Here is a 13,900-nt window from a genome sequence, read left to right as displayed (position 1 = left end):
CCGTGACAACGGAATCATCTGGCGACGCAGTTGTTCCCTCTGCAAACCTGAAGATCACAGAACAACGCAGCCTGCTCAAAGACGCGGCCCGGCGTTTCTCGCGCAACAGACTGGCTATGGCAGGGCTCATAATCGTTCTGTCGTTGATCTTCGTCGCCATCTTTGCCGATTTTCTGGCGCCGACTCGCTATGACAAGGCTGTGCTTTCGGAGGCACTACAGTTTCCCTCCGCCCAACACTGGCTGGGCACCGACGCGGTGGGACGTGATCAGTTGAGCCGCATCATCTACGGGGCGCGTACATCGCTTGTCGTTGCCTTCTCCGTGTCAATCTTCGCCGTCCTGATTGGCGTCTCCCTGGGAGCCGCGGCAGGGCTATTGGGCGGCAGAGTCGATTTTGTGGTTACGCGAATGATCGAAATTATGACTGCTTTTCCAAGCCTGCTTTTTGCCTTGCTTATTCTGAGCATCTTCGGCGCCGGTCTCGTCAATGTCATCATGGCCCTCGCCATCGTCAGTTGGATCGGCCTGACCCGCCTGACCCGGGCCCAGTTGTTTGCGCTGCGGGAGAAGGATTATGTCCTCGCTTCCCGGTCCGCAGGGGCGGGCAACCTCTACATCATCCGTCGCCACTTGCTGCCAAATGCGATGCCGGCCCTGATCATCATGGTTACCTTGGGGATTCCAGTCATCATCTTTGCTGAAGCCGGATTGAGCTTTCTGGGCCTGGGCATCAACGACCCCCTTCCCAGTTGGGGCAAGATGGTGGGCACCAGTTCCGCCTATATTCGGGTCTACTGGCATCTGGCGCTATTTCCCACGCTGATGATCGCCATCACCACACTCGGTTTCACCTTTGTGGGCGACGGCCTGCGCGATGCCCTGGACCCGAAGATGTTGAATTGACCTGCCGGTTGCTACCGGCGATTTCTATGCCACACCTAGAAAGGAGAAACCTGAGACCAACACCAGCTTGATCGGATCAACGAATCGGAACGCCTTACAGACCCGATGAGCGATTCCTTTACGCCATCACCTACCCAGGAGGACATGATGACCGGCCTGAACAAAAAACGTTTCTTCTCCCTGCTCGCATTGCTCGTGCTGCTGAGCCTGATCGTCTCGGCCTGCCAGCCGGCGCCAGCAGCACCAGCGGCACCGGCGGCCAGCCCCACACCGCTGCCCCAGCCGGCGACGCCAGTACCAACCAAGGAAGCGGCCGAGACGGCACCGGAAGCCGAGGAGGCGCCCGCCGAGGCACCTGCCGGTGAATATGTAAACGCCTTCGGCGTGACCTTGCCCGCCGATGCTGCTCCGCCCGATCAACAGTATCTGCGCGTTATGATCGGCCCGACCTATGGCACGATCGACTTCCCGGTAGCGGTGTACAACCGTCCTGATCCGCCCTGGCAAACCTTGAGCACCCCATTGATCCGGCTCGACAAGAACTTCGAGCTACAGCCGGCGGCAGCGGAATCATGGGAAGTGGCCGACGACGGCCTCACCTGGACCTTTCACCTGGACCCTGAGCTGACCTGGAGCGACGGCGTTCCGGTAACGGCCCACGATTACGAGTGGAGCTTCCAGTACATGGCCGATCCTGAGCACGCCTACGACTTCGCCTGGTACTGGGGCTACTCCTCCAATCCCAAGAACTGGGATAAGGTGGTCAGTGGTGAGTTGCCCCTGGAGGAATTGGGGGTCAAGGCCATCGACGACTTCACCCTGCAGGTCGTCACCGAGCTGCCGGCTCCCTACACGCCTGCCACCATGATCTTCTCCCGGCCCATGGCCAAGCACCAGGTGGAGAAATTCGGCGAATTCTATAACAACGATCCCGAGACCTCGCTTTCCTCCGAGCCCTGGATCCTGGAGGAATGGACCAAGGGCAAGCAGATCGTGATGGCGCCCAACCTTAACTACACCGGCAAGGAAACGCCTTACCTGGAACGATTCACCTTCATTTACGGAGACAAGAATCAAGAGTTTAATGCCTACCTGGCCGATGAGTTGGACCTGTCACACGAATGGTTCTCTCCTGCAGACCTGGAGTTCATCGCAGCCGATCCGGAGCTGAGCGCGCAGTATAATCCTGGTTTCGGCGACTTCCGCACCTACTACGTTTTCTTCGATACCTTCAATCCTCCCTTTGATGATCTCAATGTGCGCAAGGCGTTTGCCCATGCCATCGACCGCCAGGGGCTGGTGGACAACATCGTCAAATTCTCTGGCCAGGTTGCCTACGGCATGCTCATGCCCGGTTTCCCCGATGCCTTGCCCCCTTCGGAGCTGGAACAATACCAGGCCTATGATCCGGAACTGGCCCAAAGCCTGTTAGCCGAGGCCGGGTATCCGGGAGGAGAGGGCTTCCCACCTCTGGTACTCAATCTTCGTCAGGCAAAGGAGTTGGAAGTGGCGGTTGGCAACGGTATCGGCGCCATGCTCAATGAAAACCTGGGCATCGATGTTGAGATAACGAACACTGATTCAAAGACATTCATGGATGCGATGAATGCCTATGAAATCACCATCGGCGAGGTTTCCTATGGTATGGATTACTTCGACGCCTCCAACCTGTTGGGGATCTGGAAATCAGGTGGCCGCCATGCCTGGGAGAACGAGGAGTTCGACCAGTTGGTAACGGAAGCGGCGGCTCTAATGGGCGATCTGGATACACGCAGCGCCATGTTCGAGGAGGCTCAACGCATCCTGGCTGAGGATGTCGGCGGCATTTTCCTCTGGCATGGCACCCCGGCTGACATGTGGAAACCCTACATCAGGGGCGACCAGTTGGAGCCAGATAAATTCGGCGTTCAGGCCTGCCACTGGCCCTGCTTCGAAAGCATCAGCACCACCAAATATTCCGTCTATGTCACCGAGGATGTGGCGGACTACCCGCGTGGGCAGGAGTAACTGCTGCCTGCCAGTAATCAGTGATCAGTTATCAGTAAACGGTTACCCTCACCGGTGGCAAAGGACTGATAACTGATCACACTGTCAAACTGGAGGGGGCGCGGGACCATCTCGCGTCCCCTTTGTCGCGACAAGGATGTGCGGTTGGATTCCCAGCGGTCGTCCACCAGGCTGTTGCGGCAGGGAATGTTTGTCCCCGACCTCTCCTCAGGGAGCATCGTATGAGCAGCGAGACCATGACCAGTAAGGAACGCATGCGGCGAACCCTTCGCTTCCAGAAGCCGGATCGAGCGCCCCGCGATCTCTGGACCCTGCCGGGCGTCAAGATGTTCAACCAGGGTGAGTTGAGGGCGATGTTGGAGCGTTATCCTCTGGACATCGACCATCCGCAGATGGCCGCCTGTTATGGCCGGGCCGAAAAAGCCAGGGGATCGCCGGGCAGGGTGGGCGACTACGTAGACGAGTGGGGCTGTGGCTGGTCGGTGGCCGAGCCTGGAGTGATCGGTGAAGTCAAGAAGCCACCACTGGCCCAATGGAGGTCGCTGGATCATCTCCAGCCTCCCTGGGAGATACTGAAGGGCGCAGACCTGAGCTCCGCGCACAAGCTCTGCGCTGAAAGCGAGCCCTTCATCGTGGCCGACACCACGGTCCGACCCTTCGAGCGTATGCAATTCCTGCGCGGCAGTGAACAGTTGTTTATTGACCTGGCCTATGGTGAGGCGGAAGTACTGCAACTGCGCGATCTGGTTCATGAGTTCTTTTTGCGGGAAATCGAGATGTGGGCGGAAACCGACGTGGACGCCATCAGTTTTATGGACGATTGGGGGATGCAACGAAGCTTGCTGATCTCACTCCCCATGTGGCGGGAGATCTTCAAACCTCTCTATGCCGACTACTGTCGGCTGATTCACGACGCCGGGAAATTCGCCTTCATGCACTCCGATGGCAACATCGAGGCAATCTACGCTGACCTGATCGAGATTGGCGTGGATGTGCTCAATTCACAGCTCTTTTGCATGGATATCGAACTGCTTGGCCACAGGTACCAGGGGCAAATCACCTTTTGGGGAGAGATCGACCGCCAGCAGGTGCTGCCTTTTGGCACGCCGGAGCAGGTCAAGGAGGCGGTGCGCCGGGTGCGCCGGGTGCTGGACAAGGGCACGGGGGGCGTCATCGCCCAGTGCGAATGGGGAAACGACGTGCCCGCCAGGAATATTGCCGCTGTCTTCGAAGCCTGGATGGAGCCAATGCCATGAGGCGTGAAGTGCCTGGTCGATTTTCAAGTTGATAGATTCTCATTCCTGAGCGCACACGTGAACTCCACGAAATCGCTTCAAATCCATCTTAATCTTCTCTTGACAAAAGCCAAATCGTCTGTTATACTGAAAGCGCTTTCAGTGGGTTGTTGGACCATGGTGGTCTGACAGATGGCTTTTTTTTGGCGACACTGAAAGCGCTTTCTAAGAACCCTTTCGGTTCAATTTGGTGGACATAGCGATTCTGTGACGATAGCTAATTCGCGACGACGCGCCACGATTTCAGATGTAGCCAGACTGGCCGGTGTCTCCATTTCCACGGTCAGCAGGGTTCTCAACGATACAGCACCCGTTGCCGGCGATACCATGGTTCAGGTTCGTCAGGCGATGCGATTGCTGGATTATACGCCTCATGCGGCGGCCAGGACGTTGGCCGGTCGGCGAATTGCCACCATTGGCCTGCTCCTTCCGCAGATCGCAGGGGCCTTTTTTTATCCTCTGATTCAGGGAATCGAGCTGGCAGCCCGCGAGAGCGGTTTCGATCTCCTGATCCATGCCTCCTCTCAGACTCCCGCTCATCTTGAGTACAGTTCCATGCCGTTGGGCCAGCATAATACGGACGGTTTGATGGTATTCACCAACCGTTTGAGTGATGCTGACCTCGCCAGGCTCTACCGGCGTGACTTTCCATTGGTGCTGTTGCATCGCACGCCACCGGCGGGACTGTCGATACCCTGTGTAACCTTCGAGAACAAGGCGGGCAGCCGGCGGGCCGTCGAGCACCTTATCGAGGTACATGGTTGCCGGCGCATCGCCTTCATCGCCGGTCCTGCCGGAAACGAGGATTCCTACTGGCGGGAGATGGGCTATCGGGAAGCACTGAACGCCCATGGCCTGCCTTTCGATCCAGCATTGGCGGGCATTGGTGACTTCGAAGGTCTTCAAGCCCGGCAGGTGGTCGAAGAATGGTTGATGCAGGGCATCGAGATCGACGCTATCTTCGCCGGCGACGACGAGATGGCCACCGGTGCCATGTTTGCCATGCGAGGGGCCGGCAAACGGGTGCCGGAGGATGTCGCGATCATTGGATTCGACGACGTGCCTTTTGTGGACCTGCTGTCGCCACCGTTGACCACCGTTCGGGCACCGATCGAAGAGGCGGGCAGCGCGGCGGCCAGGCAGTTGATCTCCGTGGTGCGTACCGGGATGGGTGAGCCCCTGACCTTGTTGCCCACTGAACTGGTCGTTCGCAAGTCATGTGGTTGTTAGCATGGTACGAGCGGTTTTCTGGCGCGCTGGCACCTGGGTATCTGCGAGATGTGAACCATCACGAAGCTGATTTACGGCGGATGGATGGGCACCAACTCCCCGATATTCAGATGCCAGATCACCAGCTGAGGTGTCTGGTTTTCACCTTTCTACATTCCTTACAGGAGGAGATTTGTTATGCGTAATTCCAGGTTGATGGGACTACTGGCCATGCTTCTGATTGTGAGCATGATGGCAGTGGCCTGTGGCGGCGCTGTGCAGCCCGAGCAGGTTCAGGAGAAGGTCGAAGAAGTGGCCGAAAAGGTCGAAGAGGCAGCCCCGGAAGTTGCCGAGAAGGTCGAAGAAGTTGCCGAGAAGGTCGAGGAGATGGCTGGCGACAAGGTCCAGGTCCGCTGGTTCGTTGGCCTTGGCACCGGGACAGACCCGGAACAGCAGGAAGTGCAAGCTCAGGTCGTGGAGGACTTCAACGCCAGCCACGATAACATCGAGTTGATCCTTGAAGTCGTGCCCTACGATGCAGCCCGCGATACGCTGGCGACGCAGATCGCGGCCGGCGCCGGCCCTGATGTCATCGGCCCCGTGGGTTGGGGTGGCTCCAATGCCTTCCACGGCCAGTGGCTGGACATCAGCTCCCTCGTTGAGAAAAGCAACTACGACACCACCCAATTCAACGAGGAGCTGGTCAAGTTCTACATCACCGATGAGGGTCAGGTAGGTCTGCCCTTCGCCGTCTTCCCCGCCGCTGTCTTCTATCAGAAAGAGATGTTCGACGAGGCCGGACTCAACTACCCGCCCGCCAGCTATGGCGACAAGTACATCATGCCCGATGGCTCTGAAGTCGAGTGGAATTTCGACACCCTGGCTGAAATCGCCAAAATCCTGACCGTGGACGCCGACGGCAACGATGCTTCCATGGCTGAATTCGACACCGACAACATCGTCCAGTTCGGCTACTTCCCGCAGTGGCAGCACCCCAACCATATGGGCGCGTTATTCGACGCTGGCTCGCTCGTTGCCGATGATGGCAAAACCGCCCAAATCCCCGATGCCTGGGCCGCTGCCTGGAATTGGAACTACGACAGCATGTGGGGCGAACAACCCTTCAGCCCCAATGGCGCTGTCTCTGAAAGCCCCGAATATGGCGCTGGCAATCCCTTCAACTCCGGCAAGGTCGCCATGGCCATCACTCACATGTGGTACACCTGCTGCCTCGGCGACGCCGGTGACGGCTGGGACCTGGCCGCACTGCCCGCTTACGAAGGAGAAGTGCATGGCCGCGTCGATGCCGACACCTATCGTCTCTGGAAGGGAACCGAACATCCCGACGAGGCCTTCGAGGTCATGGCCTACCTCATCGGTGAGGCCGCCCCCACCTTGCTTCCCACCTACGGCGGCATGCCCGCCCGCGCCGAGCAAATGGCGGACTTCTTTGCCGCCAAGGGCGAAGAGTATCCCAACGTGGAGAACTGGGCTGTCATGGAGGCCGGTCTGGCTTATCCCGACATTCCCAGCGCCGAGGGCTACACGCCTGGTTGGAACGAGGCCTGGGACCGTGTAGACACCTTCAACAGCCTTATGTCCAATGACGCTGGCCTCGACATAGATGCCGAGATCGCCGCCCTGTTGACCGATCTTCAGGTCATCTTCGACAAGGCTGAGTAGGCCACTGAAACAGGCAGAAACCCAGGCGGCTTGGGCTTCTGCAACAAAATCCGGGGCAAGCCGGCCGAAGCTGGCCTGCCCCGGGATGACACGCTGAAACATCGTAAGCAATCAGGGAGCGCAGGGTATGGAAGCCATCACTGAATTTCAATCCCGTCCAGAAAAGAAGGGCGCGGGCTGGCGCGGCATGTCCAGAATGGCCCGACGGGAAGCCCTCACGGGATACCTCTATATCTCACCCTGGTTGATCGGTTTCCTGATCTTTACGCTGATCCCCGTAATCGCCTCCGTCGTGTTCACGTTCACCAACATCCGGCTGGGAAGCGGTGAAGCGGTGAACTTTGTGGGGTTGGAGAACTACAGAACCCTTTTCCGGGACACCCAGGTCTGGGAATCGCTGCTGATTACGATCAAATTTGGCCTGATCGCCCTGCCCGTGGGCATGATCCTGCCGATCATTCTGGCGTTGTTGATGAACAGTGCCTATTTGTACGGCAAATACTTCATGCGTGTGCTGTTCTATTTTCCCTACATCATTCCCTTCGTGGCCGCGATCTTCATCTGGGGCGCCATCATCAACCCCGAGACAGGCTGGCTCAATATGGCACTGGAGGGGCTGGGGGTAAAGAATCCACCGAACTGGCTCAACGATCCCACGTGGGTCTATCCCGCCCTGGTGATCCTGGGGTTGTGGGGAATCGGCAACGCCATGCTGATCAACATGGCCGCGTTGCAGGGAGTGCCCACCGAGCTCTACGATGCGGCCAAGGTCGATGGCGCTGGCTTCTGGCGCACGCTGTTCAACGTGACCCTGCCCTTGATCTCGCCGGTGATCTTCTACAACCTGCTGCTGACCGTCGTCGGCCTGTTCCAGTATTTTCTGGTGCCGCTGGTCCTCAACTCAGGCACGGGCGCCCCGGGCGGCGCCACCATGTTCTACAACCTTTACCTCTACAAAACTTTTTTTACCTACCAGAACATGGCCTACGGCGCGACCATGGGCTGGCTGCTCTTCCTGGTGATCCTGGTGGTTACCATTTTCATGTTCTGGAGCGCTAAATACTGGGTTTACTACGCCGGCGATTCGAGTTAGAGGAGCGCTGACCATGACAAACACAGGCGAGACCCTGCAGGCCTCAACGATAGCGACCGGGACAAAAAAGCGCAGGAACTGGGGAAATCTCTGGAAGACAATCGCCATTACCCTGCTTGTATTACTGCTATTGGCGGCTTTTCTCGCGCCATTCCTGCAGATGCTCTTCATCGCCTTCAGCACCACCGACCAGATTACTGAGTTGGGCGCACCGGAATGGCCGGCGGAGGCGGCAGTCTTCGAGTATGGTGGCGAGGTCCTGGATGTTTACGTAGTGCCCTTCGAGGATGGAACGCAACACGAACTGGCCATCGTCAAGAAGGGACGCAAGGAGAGTATCTTTGTCGACCCGGCCAATCCCGAGGAAGAGATCCTCTGGCAAGGCTCCTGGCGAAGCCTGGACCGACCCTGGACCTTTGCACCGACCACGGAGAACTTTTTTGAGGCATGGAATCTGATCAACTTCCCGCGGCTTTTTTTCAATACCCTTGCTATCGCCGTCATCGGAATTATCGGCACGGTCATCTCCTGCACTCTGGTTGCCTATGGTTTTTCCCGCTTTCGTTTTCCAGGACGGGATATCCTGTTCATTATCCTCATTTCGACCATCTTCCTGCCTGCGGCTGTAACGGTCGTTCCGACCTACACTTTCTTCGTGAAGATCGGCTGGGTCGGTACCTGGTTGCCCCTGCTCGTACCTCATTTTTTCGCCAATGCCTACAATACCTTTCTGTTGCGCCAGTACTTCATGACGATTCCTCATGATCTGGACGATGCGGCACGAATCGATGGAGCAGGCTCATTCCGCATTCTTTTATCGATCATATTGCCACTGTCATGGCCAGTGATCGTCGCAGTAACCCTGTTCCACCTGGTATTCGCCTGGAACGATTACTTCGCGCCGCTGATCTATCTCTCCACCAAACCCGAACTCCAGCCCATTGCGGTGGGTCTTGCCTTCTTCAACGGCATCTACGGCTCCAGGCCCCCGTTGATCCAGGCCGCGGCCCTGATGGCTCTGATCTTACCGGTAATCATCTTCTTCCTGGCCCAACGCTGGTTTATTCAGGGTGTGGTCATTACCGGCGTGGAGAAGTAGGGGTTGGGATGTCGGAATGTCAGAATGTCATGATTCCGCCTCTCGACACGGAGCAAGTCTGCTAAGGAACTTCGGTTATGTCATGCTGACGCAGAGCGTGCCGAAGCATCTCCAGGTTCCTTGCAGTATGGATGATCCTGAAGAGTAAGGAAAGGTGTGTGATGGGTGTTTCCAGGCGGTTGGCTGGTTGGGCGCTGTTGCTGGCCCTGGTGTTTCTATTGGCGGGCTGTGTTGGCATCGAATCCCCTGTGGTGACACCGCCATCGGCTGAAGCGCCGGCGAAGACGCCCTCATCCGAACCGCCGGCTGTCACGCAGGAACTACAAGCCCTGCCCACCTTCACACCGGTGCCAACGGCGGTGCCTGGCACACTTTTCGTCGATCCCTCCAGGGAGTTGGGGACCATCAATCCGCTGGTCTTTGGCTCCAACTACGGGCCATGGGTCTCCCTTCGACCGGAGACGATCCCCCTGGCCGAGCAATCTGGCGTGACCCTGTTGCGCTATCCCGGCGGCGAATGGGGCGACAAGAACGACATCCAGCCCTACCAGCTTGACCAATTCATCGCCCTGGCTCGGCAACTGAACGTTGAGCCGATGATCAATGTGCGCCTGCCCGACAGCTCTTCCCAAGTGGCCGCCGATCTGGTGCGCTACGCCAACATCGAAAAAGGCTTCAATATTCGCTACTGGGCCATCGGCAACGAACCTACCCTCTACTCCGGCATGCCTGGCTGGGAACAATGGGGCAACATCGACTACTACAACGAGCAATGGCGACAGTACGGTGAAGCCATGGTAGCCATCGATCCCGAAATCCTGCTGATGGGGCCGGAACCGCACCAATACGCAGGAACGCCCTCGATCGATCCCGTCGATGATTTTGGCCGGAACTGGATGACCGGGTTCCTGAAAGCCAACGGCGACATGGTGGACATCGTTACCATTCATCGTTATCCCTTCCCCAGCGGCGATCCAGGCATCCCCGCCACCGTCGACGAAATGCGGACCAATTCCCGCGAATGGGATCACATCATCCCCAGCTTGCGAAGCGTGATCCGCGAGACCACAGGCCGGGATATTCCCATCGCCGTCACTGAGATCAATTCGCACTACACCCACGCCGTCGGTGGCCAGGCCACCCCCGACTCCTTCTACAACGCCATTTGGTGGGCCGACGTGCTGGGCCGTTTGATCAAAAACAAGGTGGACATGGTCGGCTACTTCATTCTCGTCACCCGCGGCGGGCAGGGAGGCTATGGGCTTCTGGATGCTTACGATGCCCGACCGACCTACTACACCTATCAACTCTATAAACGCTTCGGCGAGCAACAGGTCTACGCCAACACCGACGACCCCGATGTAGGCGTGTATGCGGCCAAACGCCCGGATGGCGTTCTCACCATCATGTTCGTCAATCTGGCGGATGAAACCAAGAGTATGCCGTTGTGGCTGCAGAATTTCTCGCTCGATAACGACGTACAGGTGTGGCGGTTGGATAGAGAACACATGGCCGAAGAACTGGAACCGCTGGCGCTGGAAAACGGCCAGGCTATCGTTCTGCCACCGCAATCTGTCACCCTGATGGTGATGACGCCCGCCTGCTGCGCGGGCAAACCGAAATAGCCCTCCGTGCAGATTCGCCGACACTAACACAAAAAAAAGCAATCGCGTCGAAATGACATGAAAGGACTCTGGACATGAAAGTAGCAGTCATCGGCGGTGGCTCCAGCTACACGCCCGAACTCATCAACGGCTTTTTACAGCGAATCGATAGTTTCCCCATGTCCGAACTTTGGCTTGTGGATATTGACCAGCAGCGTCTGGACATCGTCGGAGGTTTCGCGCGGCGTATGGTGCAGGCCAAAGGCTCCCCCTTTCAGGTGCATCTCACCACCGACCAGCGTCAAGGCGTGGCTGGAGCCAGCTACGTGACCACCCAGCTTCGGGTGGGTGGTATGCAGGCCCGTCGGGAGGATGAGTACCTGGGCCGGCGCCACGGTCTGATTGGACAGGAGACGACCGGTGTGGGTGGGATGGCCAAAGCGCTGCGCACTATCCCCGCCATCCTCAGCATTGCCAACGACATGCAGGAATCGGCCGCCGGCGCCCTGTTGGTCAATTTCACCAATCCGGCGGGGCTGGTCACCGAGGCCCTGGCTCGCCACGCGCCGGCTGTGCCAGCGGCTGGCGTGTGCAATGCGCCGATCACCGCCAAGATGCACATCATCGAGCAGCTTGAAAAGCGCAGTGGCATGAGCATCGATCCCGCTCAGGCACAACTCGATACCCTGGGCCTGAACCATCTCTCCTGGCACAGAGGATTTTCGATTGGGCAGGAAGATGTCTGGCAGCAGGTCATCGCCGGGGCCCTGGCCGACCTTCGGGCCAGCGAGGAACCTGAATGGCCGCCGGAACTGATCGAATCGCTGAAGATGCTGCCCAATTATTATCTGCAGTATTTCTACTTCACTGAAAAGAAGCTGGATCAACAGGGTAAATGGGACGAGACAGGCTCCCGCGCGGAGGAAGTGATGGAGATCGAGCGAGACTTGCTGGCGCAGTACGCCGACCCCTCCCTGACCGAGCCGCCGGACGACCTCATGAAACGAGGCGGGGCCTATTACTCGACCGTGGCTACGCAACTTCTCAACGCCCATTACAACGATCTGGGCGAAACACATGTGGTCAATGTTCCACATGGCGGTGCTGTACCTGGTTGGCCCAAAGACTGGGTGCTGGAGATGCCCTGCCGTGTCGGTCGCTCGGGCATCGAACCTATCGCAACTGAACCCCTGCCGCCGGTCTGTTCCGGCCTGCTGGCGCATGTAAAGAGCTACGAATTGCTCACAGTTGAAGCCGCCGTGCATGGTGACCGCGACGCCGCCTACCAGGCGCTGCTCGCCCATCCTCTGGGGCCTTCAGCCGACCAGGTTGAAGCAGTCCTGAACGATCTCATCGCCACGAACCAAGCGTACCTGCCGCAGTTTGATAACTGATGTTACGCACTTCGGAGTTTCAGAGAGTCTCAGAGTCTCAGAGTCTCAGGGTCTCAGGGTCGCCGCGTCCCCGTGTCGCCGCGTCCCCGTGTCGCCGGCTTCTGAAAATACTCACCTGCGTAACCCCAGTGAATAATATCATCATGTCACGATCCGCATCTTGACATTCTGACATCAAGAATCATGACAAAATACTACCTCGGCGTCGACGTCGGCAACACCAAAAGCCACGCCCTGATCGCAGATGAACAAGGCCAGGCCATCGGTTTTAGCGAAACCGGTCCCGGCAGCTGGGAAGCCATCGGCTGGCAGGGCGCTCGCGAGGTGCTGGGTGACCTCATCCATCGCACTCTGACCTCGGCCGGGCTGGACATGGGAGTCCTCACCGGCGCGGGATTCGGTCTCGCCGGCTATGATTGGCCCGAAGATGTCGAACCACACCGCCGGATGATCGATTCTCTCGACCTCGGCGCACCGTACGCTATGGTCAACGATGCCATGTCCGGCCTTTTGGCAGGCTCCAGGACCGGCTGGGGAGTGGCTGTATCCGCCGGGACCAGCGTCAACTGTCGGGGCAGGGACCAGCAAGGCAGAGTTGGGCGTGTCACCGGATCGAGTGCTCTGTTTGGTGAGCATGCCGGCGCCCTTGAATTGGTGGGCAAAGCGGTGCAAGCTGTAGCCGCAGCCTGGACGCAACGAGGGCCATCCACAGTGCTTGGCGGCGCCTTTCTGGAAGCAACGGGCGCCAGAGACACGGTTGATCTGTTGGCCGGACTCGCGCGTGATCGCTACTACCTGGGCCCGGCTCATGCTCCCATCGTCTTTGACGTGGCGGCATCAGGTGACCAGGTGGCGCAGGACCTCATCACCTGGTCCGGCCGGGGGCTGGGCGACCTGGCCAACGGCGTCATCCGCCAACTGAATTTTGAGAATTCTGCGTTTGAAGTGGTGCTGGCGGGCAGCTTTTACAAAGGAAGCCCCCGCCTGATCGACGTCATGCGCGAAACGATCCATGCGGTGGCGCCTCTGGCCCGCTTGGTGAGACTCCGTGTGCCGCCGGTGGTGGGCGCTACGTTGCTTGGCATGGAACAGGGCGGTCTGGACGCCCAAACAGTTCGTCGCCGACTCATCGACTCCACCGGGGTTTTGCTCGATCGTGACCGCCAATCTAACAAGAAGGATGTATCGCAGACCTGAATGAACCGCAGACCTGTGCTGAGCGTAGCCGAAGTATGACGCTGATAAACGCAAACGTGTCCTGAGCGTAGCCGAAGGGTGGACGCAGATCAATCCAAACAAGATCAGAGAGAATCTGCGGAGGAATCAGAGAAAAATCATAACCGCAGATAACCGCCGACCTGTCCTGAGCGCAGCCGAAGGGTAAACGCTGATCAGATATCAGAAAAGATCAGCGATCTCTGCGCCGGAGGTCTGCGCAATCAGCGTTCCTCTGGCATGTCCAGGTCAGGAATCGGAAAAGAATCTTCCGGCGCAGGTGTTAACAACTGATCGTTGACCACTTACAATTGATAGTTAGCAAGGAGCTAAACCAATCGAAATGGATACTTCGAATTTGCCACTGATTCCCGTGCCGCGCCAATTTGATTTAAC

Annotated in this window: 10 protein-coding genes; all 10 read left to right on the top strand. The window is 58.1% G+C overall.

From position 1 onward, the window contains the following. Nucleotides 1–2: 2 nt before the first annotated feature. Nucleotides 3–905: an ABC transporter permease gene (locus U9R25_18465; GenBank protein ID MEA3337881.1), complete on the top strand. Its 903-nt coding sequence runs from the start codon at nucleotides 3–5 to the stop codon at nucleotides 903–905. A gap of 105 nt (nucleotides 906–1,010) precedes the next feature. Beyond that, a complete protein-coding gene (locus U9R25_18460; GenBank protein ID MEA3337880.1) occupies nucleotides 1,011–2,912 on the top strand; it encodes a peptide ABC transporter substrate-binding protein in 1,902 nt (633 codons plus the stop codon). 221 nt (nucleotides 2,913–3,133) lie between these two features. Next, nucleotides 3,134–4,168, top strand: coding sequence for a uroporphyrinogen decarboxylase family protein (locus U9R25_18455; protein ID MEA3337879.1), 1,035 nt, complete (start codon nucleotides 3,134–3,136; stop codon nucleotides 4,166–4,168). A gap of 246 nt (nucleotides 4,169–4,414) precedes the next feature. Beyond that, nucleotides 4,415–5,437 (top strand): LacI family DNA-binding transcriptional regulator, encoded by a 1,023-nt coding sequence (locus tag U9R25_18450; protein ID MEA3337878.1) that lies wholly within the window; start codon nucleotides 4,415–4,417, stop codon nucleotides 5,435–5,437. Nucleotides 5,438–5,614: 177 nt separating this feature from the next. Then, nucleotides 5,615–7,099 carry an extracellular solute-binding protein gene (locus U9R25_18445; protein ID MEA3337877.1) on the top strand — a complete coding sequence of 495 codons (1,485 nt, stop codon included), beginning with the start codon at nucleotides 5,615–5,617 and terminating at the stop codon, nucleotides 7,097–7,099. 127 nt (nucleotides 7,100–7,226) lie between these two features. After that, the gene (locus tag U9R25_18440) at nucleotides 7,227–8,192 is read left to right on the top strand and encodes a sugar ABC transporter permease (GenBank protein ID MEA3337876.1); all 966 of its coding nucleotides are present in this window, start codon (nucleotides 7,227–7,229) and stop codon (nucleotides 8,190–8,192) included. A gap of 13 nt (nucleotides 8,193–8,205) precedes the next feature. Continuing rightward, entirely contained in the window at nucleotides 8,206–9,291 is a 1,086-nt protein-coding gene (locus tag U9R25_18435; protein MEA3337875.1) for a carbohydrate ABC transporter permease, read from the top strand. Nucleotides 9,292–9,452: 161 nt separating this feature from the next. Continuing rightward, nucleotides 9,453–10,916 carry a hypothetical protein gene (locus U9R25_18430; protein ID MEA3337874.1) on the top strand — a complete coding sequence of 488 codons (1,464 nt, stop codon included), beginning with the start codon at nucleotides 9,453–9,455 and terminating at the stop codon, nucleotides 10,914–10,916. A gap of 74 nt (nucleotides 10,917–10,990) precedes the next feature. Further along, a complete protein-coding gene (locus U9R25_18425; GenBank protein MEA3337873.1) occupies nucleotides 10,991–12,289 on the top strand; it encodes a 6-phospho-beta-glucosidase in 1,299 nt (432 codons plus the stop codon). A 183-nt stretch (nucleotides 12,290–12,472) separates the two neighbouring features. Further along, complete coding sequence (locus U9R25_18420) at nucleotides 12,473–13,486, top strand: BadF/BadG/BcrA/BcrD ATPase family protein (protein ID MEA3337872.1); 1,014 nt, start codon at nucleotides 12,473–12,475, stop codon at nucleotides 13,484–13,486. Nucleotides 13,487–13,900: the final 414 nt, after the last annotated feature.

It is taken from the genome of Chloroflexota bacterium (assembly GCA_034717495.1).
Lineage (GTDB): Bacteria > Chloroflexota > Anaerolineae > JAAEKA01 > JAAEKA01 > JAYELL01.
This window is presented reverse-complemented; position numbering and strand designations above follow the sequence as displayed.

Bases quoted from the DNA above. Each gene is read 5' to 3' on its own strand.
- U9R25_18460 (MEA3337880.1), top strand. From the start codon at position 1,011: ATGAGCGATTCCTTTACGCCATCACCTACCCAGGAGGACATGATGACC.
- U9R25_18455 (MEA3337879.1), top strand. From the start codon at position 3,134: ATGAGCAGCGAGACCATGACCAGTAAGGAACGCATGCGGCGAACCCTT.
- U9R25_18445 (MEA3337877.1), top strand. From the start codon at position 5,615: ATGCGTAATTCCAGGTTGATGGGACTACTGGCCATGCTTCTGATTGTG.
- U9R25_18440 (MEA3337876.1), top strand. From the start codon at position 7,227: ATGGAAGCCATCACTGAATTTCAATCCCGTCCAGAAAAGAAGGGCGCG.
- U9R25_18435 (MEA3337875.1), top strand. From the start codon at position 8,206: ATGACAAACACAGGCGAGACCCTGCAGGCCTCAACGATAGCGACCGGG.
- U9R25_18430 (MEA3337874.1), top strand. From the start codon at position 9,453: ATGGGTGTTTCCAGGCGGTTGGCTGGTTGGGCGCTGTTGCTGGCCCTG.
- U9R25_18425 (MEA3337873.1), top strand. From the start codon at position 10,991: ATGAAAGTAGCAGTCATCGGCGGTGGCTCCAGCTACACGCCCGAACTC.
- U9R25_18420 (MEA3337872.1), top strand. From the start codon at position 12,473: ATGACAAAATACTACCTCGGCGTCGACGTCGGCAACACCAAAAGCCAC.